The organism is Xylanibacter sp. (genome assembly GCF_057607445.1).
Genome location: NZ_DBLZAX010000032.1, coordinates 1 through 5,276, shown reverse-complemented (window position 1 = coordinate 5,276; position 5,276 = coordinate 1). Strand labels below are relative to the sequence as shown.

The window sequence follows — 5,276 nt, the reverse complement described above, 5'->3', positions numbered from 1 at the left end:
ATATCCACCAACGAAAAGAGAAAGGTTATGGCAAAGACAAGCATCAACGTAAGACCCTGCAACATCGGCAGCGCGGAACGGCACAACCTCCGCAGCAAGGAACTCGACTACATACGTCCGGAACTCTCCCACCGCAACGAGCAATGGTCGGAAATGAAGATAGCAGACGTGCTGGAGGACATAAGGGAAAAGTACAGGCAGCACACCGGGCAGTCCATGCAGAAGAAGGCGACACCCATCCGGGAGGGAGTGGTCGTAATCGAGGACGGCACGACACTCCGGCAACTTCAGGACTTTGCCGGGAGGTTGGAGGAACGCTTCGGAATACACACGTTCCAAATCTACACGCACAAGGACGAGGGAGCCAGCGTTTGGGACGGGAACGCGGAAACATGGAAGCCGAACTACCATGCGCACATGATTTTCGACTGGACGGACGGGGAAACTGGAAGAACCCGGAAACTGAACAAGCAGGATATGGCGGAAATGCAGACCATACTGGCGGAATGCCTTGGCATGGAAAGGGGCATTTCTTCCGACCGTAAGCACCTTTCCGCCATCCAGTACAAGAACATGGTCGAAGCGGAGAAAGCGGCGCAAATCGAAAAAGAATGCAGTCAGATGGAGGATGAGCGCAACGCCATAGAGGAAAAAGTGAAACAGGCAGGACAAAAGCTGGAGGACACCCAAAAGAAGCTCAAGGAAGCAGCAGCCGAAATAAAGGTGGAAAAGCTGAAAGGGGCGGCAGCCGACACGGGAACAGCCTTGCTGAAAGCCGGGACGACCGTCATCGATGCGACAGCCAGCCTTTTCAACTCCGGAAAGGTCAAACGGCAGGAGCAGGAGATTGCGGAACTGAAAAGGGAGAATTACGAACTAGAGATGAAAAGCCAGAACCTCCAGAGCAACCTGCGTACAGCAAACGCCCAAAACGAAAGGGAACGGGAAGCCACACGCAGGGCAGTCAGAACCGGAGAAGAAAGACTGAAGCCGATAACCAACCTGTTCCCCTGTATGGAAAACGCCAAAGAGAACATCGAGGAACTCCGGGAAATGGGTGTCCGAGACAACGATATCCGGCTCCTGCTCACAGGAAAAGAGATAACCTATTCAGGATTCCTGTACGACCGAGAACGCAGAAAAAAGCACCAGGTCAAGAACGTGAAGATAAACATTGCTAAAAGCAAGGCTGGCAACACGACCATTTGGCTGAACGATTTTCACTTCAAGGAGTTCTTCAAACAGCTATGGCAAAAGCTGCAAAAGGTTTTAGGAATAGACAAAGGCAGGGGATTCCATTTATAGTCCCAAATCTGCAATCATTTTTTTAATAACGGACACATCTACTGTGTCATAGTCGGATTTATCATAGATGTCTATCAAATACACGTCCCCCGCATCTTCAGACACAGCCATTAAGTAGGTAATGACCCTTGCGCCTCCTGATTTACCTTTCCCCTTAGATGTAATTGTCAGTCTGACTTTTCTGATGTTGGGGGCTATTTCTGTCCCTTGCAGAGGATTCTCTTTCAAACTTGACACAAATACAGACATATCCTGTTTCAAAGACCTATGTCGTTTGGCGAGAACTTTGAGGGAACGGGAAAAATCAGGTGTCGGTATAATTTCAAAGCTCATCGAGTAAGTCCTCTATAGTTCTACGTGGAAGTTTTCCTTCTTCTATCAGCTTCACTTGCTGCAATCCCCTGCAAATGCGTGTGGTTAAATTATCTTCTTCCGATATAGGAACAATTTTGAAATTACCGTACCTGCTTGTGAGCAATACGGATTGTCCTTCGTTGGCTTTAATTAGGTATTTCCCCTGATTAGCCCTAAATTCTCTTGCTGAAACTACTTGCATAACCTTTATTTTTTTTGCAAAGATAAAAATAGATACCGAAACGGCATCCAAATTGATGTATTTTAACATAAATTGCAATCACTATTTTACCACATCATGAAAGTGGCGGCTTATTGAAAATTAGCATAGCACACCTGAAAAACCCGAATTTGGTGATTACAACCGCCAAATTCATACCTAATTTAGCGGTTAGATAATATACATAAACAAAATGATACATATTTTAACGCGCCAGAAAAGTCGTTCCCCAAAAATCGCTGCGCTAGCTCTTGCTTTGCTTCCTCAAACATTCAAAAAGTCGTTTTTCTTTTTCCGAAAGTTGAAAATCAGCCATTTCGTTAAAAATCTATGACTTGTTTTAAAGCATTGCTTATTATATGCTTATCAGCTTCTCGAAACTCCGAATAAAATACCTTATTATCAGCCTTTTACAAACAATAAAACGAGCCAAACTACGACTTTTTGAATACTAACTACGACTTTTTGAATGCTAATTCAAGACTTAACTACGACTTTTTGAATACTATTTCAAAATATATACGACTTTTATTTTTATAAGTCGTTTTTAGTGCTTATATTTGCACAAAATACTGATAATATGGCAATAGTAAACAAAGACCTCATTCAAAGTTATATTATGACTACCGCCAAATATGACTTTAACGTGTACGAAAAACGGATAATTTACCGCCTCGTAGAGATGGCTCAAGGGGAGCTACAAGGCATAAAGTTCGCTAATAACTGTCAGAAAATAGAGCATGACCTTTTCAGTTGCATAAACATTACTATGCCTATCGCTTGCCTTCTCAATGGAGAAGAAGATAAGAACTACGCAAGAGTAAAGGAAGCCTTACAATCGCTCCAACGAAAAATATTTGAGTATGAAGATGATGAAGTTTGGCAGAGTATATCAATCATCGCACTTCCCTACATTCGGAAACGTTCTTCTGTGATTTCTTTCCAAGTGCATCCACGTGTATGGGATTGCATTCTTAATTTCTCCAAAGGCTATCGGAAATATGAGCTAAAAGCCGCCATGAGCTTCAAGAGCCAATTCTCGATGCGCTTTTATGAGCTACTCAGCAATCAAAAAACACCATTAATCTACTCAATAGACCAACTGAAAGAAATGTTTTGCGTGGCTGACAAATATAAACGCGTTAACGATTTTATGCGCAAGGTTGTAGAAGCTGCAAAAAAAGAATTAGACGAAGTAAGCCCATATACATTTGAATTCACCCCTCTCAAATCGGGACGAAAGATAACTGCTATAAAGTTTTACCCAGTGTACCAACCGGAACATAGAGACCCTGATTTAGAAAAACACGATTTGCAAAAGCAAGTTTCTCTAAGCTGGTCTTTATCTTCAGAAGTTCGTAGCTATTTGAAGAACTCGATAGGGTATTCCGACAAAGAAATAAAAAACAACTTGGATTTATTTATATCGGCACAAAGTTTACTTCCTGATTTACTCGGAGAACTCGCTATACTTAAAGGAAAGTCAAGGGAAAAGAAAAACCCAAAAGGATATATTATCAATGCACTCAAAGGGAAACTAAAAGACAAAGGCAATAATCATGAAAACAGGAGATAGAGTTATCGTACCAGCCGAAATTAACGGATACGGCAGGGATTTACGGGCTATCATTACAGAGATAGAAGAATTTTTCGGGACAACATTCGTAACGGTGATATTTACAGAACCATGCCCGGAAGCCTGCGGAAGAACAGGGGGTGTTTACCATGATTTCCAGCTAATAACAGAGTGATTTATTTTGATATAATTGCAATAAAACGCAATAATATTCATTATAAATTGCAATAACAAGGAAAACAACTACCTTTGTAACAAGATATAGCATTTTACATCAATGAACAAAGAACAAGAAAGTAAGCAAAAGAGGAAGACGCCCTTAACGACCATAGCGATAAGCCAAGAATACGCCCAAAAGCTGGACGAATATATAAAGGGGTTTGCCCTTACACGAAAGGACTTTGTAGAGCTGGCTATCGACTATTTCCTACGTACCGGGTTTGACATACGTGGAGAAGCGTTTGACCTCTCTCCATTGGAGCGCATAACCAACAGGCTGGAAAGTTCAGCTAAGGTCATGGAACAGCACAACGAAGGAACAGAGGCGATACGCCAGCTATTACAGGCAGTCCGGGAACAAACCGCTAAGCAGCTTCCGGCTCCTGAAATCATTGCCCATGCCGTCGAAGAAAAAGCAAAGGCTGAAAGCAGGGCTGAAGAACAAGGAAAGAAGCTCCGCTACGTACAGGAAGAAAACGACCGATTACGTAACGAAATCAAAGACTTGCAAGTCTACAAGGAAAAAGCTTACCGGGAACTGTGCCGGATCCGTGATGAACAAAAGACTTTCGGAAAAATACATGTGAATACAGAATTATAGTGGATTTTTGTTCATAGAAACAGAAATTTAACACAGAAAAGGTAGCAATGATAAATAAAGGAGCTTCCGCTACATTCGAGCAACTGAACCAATATTTCACCATCTGCAATATGCCGATTGTTGCTTCACAGTACTGGAACTCGGTTCACGGATTTACTCCGGATGATGTACGCAAGGATAAAGAAGGACTGCAAACCATGCGTACATTGGGACAAAATATGGCTTGGCTGTTGAAGTGCATTGAAAGTGGCAAGCAGAACGGAATAAAGAAACCTGAATATGAAGCAAGGGTACGCACCCACTTCATACAAGACAAATATGAATAACCATAAACAAAGTAGAAAAGCTGTTTCGGCGGACGCGAAACAGCTTTTTCTCCGTCAGTCAGCCATTCTTTGTCAAGAACATCCGTTTCTTCCCCTTGTCAGTTCGATGGCTTCTTTTCCGGTCATCTGCTCTACTGTGATTTCTATCATCAGCAAATGATTGAACCCTTTGGCCATTTCAGCCTCCATGCCCGCTTCGCCATGCGAATACTTGTCGGCCAGCAGGTTTAAGGCATTTCGTTTTTCGTTCTCGTCGGTCAGTATGCGGGCCTTGCCAAAGACTATCACGCTCCGAAAATAGGTGGTAAACTCGGCCGGCTTGACCTCATCCTGCTCCACTACGCAGAACGAGACCTTGTCATTCCGCAGGATGGCATCCACTTTGTGCCCTTGCATGGCACTGTGGAAGTAAATTTTGCCATCGGCATATACATAACTGACAGGGACGGCATACGGATAGCCGTCATCCCCATGAAGAGCCAACGTCCCGTTTGTCATCCGTTCAAGAATGGCAACGCTTTCTTCTGTTGGCAACAATTGCCGCTTACGGCGCATTTCTCTAAACATATTCTTTTGGTGAGTTCTATCAATTCAATTTATCCTCTTGTATCAGACAGCAGAACTCTTTAACTGCCCAATTTGTGAGTTTTAGTCTTTCAAATTTAGCGAATATTT

8 protein-coding genes are annotated in these 5,276 nt (G+C 42.9%); 5 read left to right on the top strand and 3 right to left on the bottom strand.

Annotated elements, in window-relative coordinates; genetic code table 11:
• Positions 1–1,305, top strand: a 1,305-nt coding sequence (locus ACZMIG_RS14515; RefSeq protein ID WP_487889739.1) for a hypothetical protein, incomplete at its 5' end; no start/stop codon positions are given.
• Here the strand turns inward: ACZMIG_RS14515 and ACZMIG_RS14510 are convergent.
• Together ACZMIG_RS14510 and ACZMIG_RS14505 are read right to left on the bottom strand one after the other, a co-directional pair.
• Positions 1,300–1,638 carry a toxin RelE gene (locus ACZMIG_RS14510; protein ID WP_044302095.1) on the bottom strand — a complete coding sequence of 113 codons (339 nt, stop codon included), beginning with the start codon at positions 1,636–1,638 and terminating at the stop codon, positions 1,300–1,302. The genes ACZMIG_RS14515 and ACZMIG_RS14510 overlap by 6 nt on opposite strands.
• Positions 1,628–1,930: a type II toxin-antitoxin system prevent-host-death family antitoxin gene (locus tag ACZMIG_RS14505; RefSeq protein ID WP_052510138.1), complete on the bottom strand. Its 303-nt coding sequence runs from the start codon at positions 1,928–1,930 to the stop codon at positions 1,628–1,630. The genes ACZMIG_RS14510 and ACZMIG_RS14505 overlap by 11 nt, the downstream gene beginning before the upstream one ends.
• 529 nt (positions 1,931–2,459) lie before the next feature.
• Here ACZMIG_RS14505 and ACZMIG_RS14500 point away from each other — a divergent pair.
• The 4 genes from ACZMIG_RS14500 to ACZMIG_RS14485 all read left to right on the top strand — a co-directional run bounded on the left by ACZMIG_RS14500 (position 2,460) and on the right by ACZMIG_RS14485 (position 4,601).
• Positions 2,460–3,455 carry a replication initiation protein gene (locus tag ACZMIG_RS14500; RefSeq protein ID WP_044302094.1) on the top strand — a complete coding sequence of 332 codons (996 nt, stop codon included), beginning with the start codon at positions 2,460–2,462 and terminating at the stop codon, positions 3,453–3,455.
• Positions 3,439–3,630 (top strand): hypothetical protein, encoded by a 192-nt coding sequence (locus ACZMIG_RS14495; RefSeq protein ID WP_044302092.1) that lies wholly within the window; start codon positions 3,439–3,441, stop codon positions 3,628–3,630. The genes ACZMIG_RS14500 and ACZMIG_RS14495 overlap by 17 nt, the downstream gene beginning before the upstream one ends.
• Before the next feature lie 102 nt (positions 3,631–3,732).
• Positions 3,733–4,275, top strand: coding sequence for a BfmA/BtgA family mobilization protein (locus ACZMIG_RS14490; RefSeq protein ID WP_044302090.1), 543 nt, complete (start codon positions 3,733–3,735; stop codon positions 4,273–4,275).
• Between the two features lie 47 nt (positions 4,276–4,322).
• Positions 4,323–4,601 carry a flavodoxin family protein gene (locus ACZMIG_RS14485; RefSeq protein WP_330166383.1) on the top strand — a complete coding sequence of 93 codons (279 nt, stop codon included), beginning with the start codon at positions 4,323–4,325 and terminating at the stop codon, positions 4,599–4,601.
• Positions 4,602–4,673: 72 nt separating this feature from the next.
• Here the strand turns inward: ACZMIG_RS14485 and nim are convergent, their stop codons facing one another.
• Positions 4,674–5,168 (bottom strand): NimABCDEF family 5-nitroimidazole reductase, encoded by a 495-nt coding sequence (nim, locus tag ACZMIG_RS14480; RefSeq protein ID WP_044302102.1) that lies wholly within the window; start codon positions 5,166–5,168, stop codon positions 4,674–4,676.
• Between the last annotated feature and the right edge of the window lie 108 nt (positions 5,169–5,276).

Bases quoted from the DNA above. Each gene is read 5' to 3' on its own strand.
- ACZMIG_RS14490 (WP_044302090.1), top strand. From the start codon at position 3,733: ATGAACAAAGAACAAGAAAGTAAGCAAAAGAGGAAGACGCCCTTAACG.
- ACZMIG_RS14495 (WP_044302092.1), top strand. From the start codon at position 3,439: ATGAAAACAGGAGATAGAGTTATCGTACCAGCCGAAATTAACGGATAC.
- nim (WP_044302102.1), bottom strand. From the start codon at position 5,168: ATGTTTAGAGAAATGCGCCGTAAGCGGCAATTGTTGCCAACAGAAGAA.
- ACZMIG_RS14500 (WP_044302094.1), top strand. From the start codon at position 2,460: ATGGCAATAGTAAACAAAGACCTCATTCAAAGTTATATTATGACTACC.
- ACZMIG_RS14485 (WP_330166383.1), top strand. From the start codon at position 4,323: ATGATAAATAAAGGAGCTTCCGCTACATTCGAGCAACTGAACCAATAT.
- ACZMIG_RS14510 (WP_044302095.1), bottom strand. From the start codon at position 1,638: ATGAGCTTTGAAATTATACCGACACCTGATTTTTCCCGTTCCCTCAAA.
- ACZMIG_RS14505 (WP_052510138.1), bottom strand. From the start codon at position 1,930: ATGTTAAAATACATCAATTTGGATGCCGTTTCGGTATCTATTTTTATC.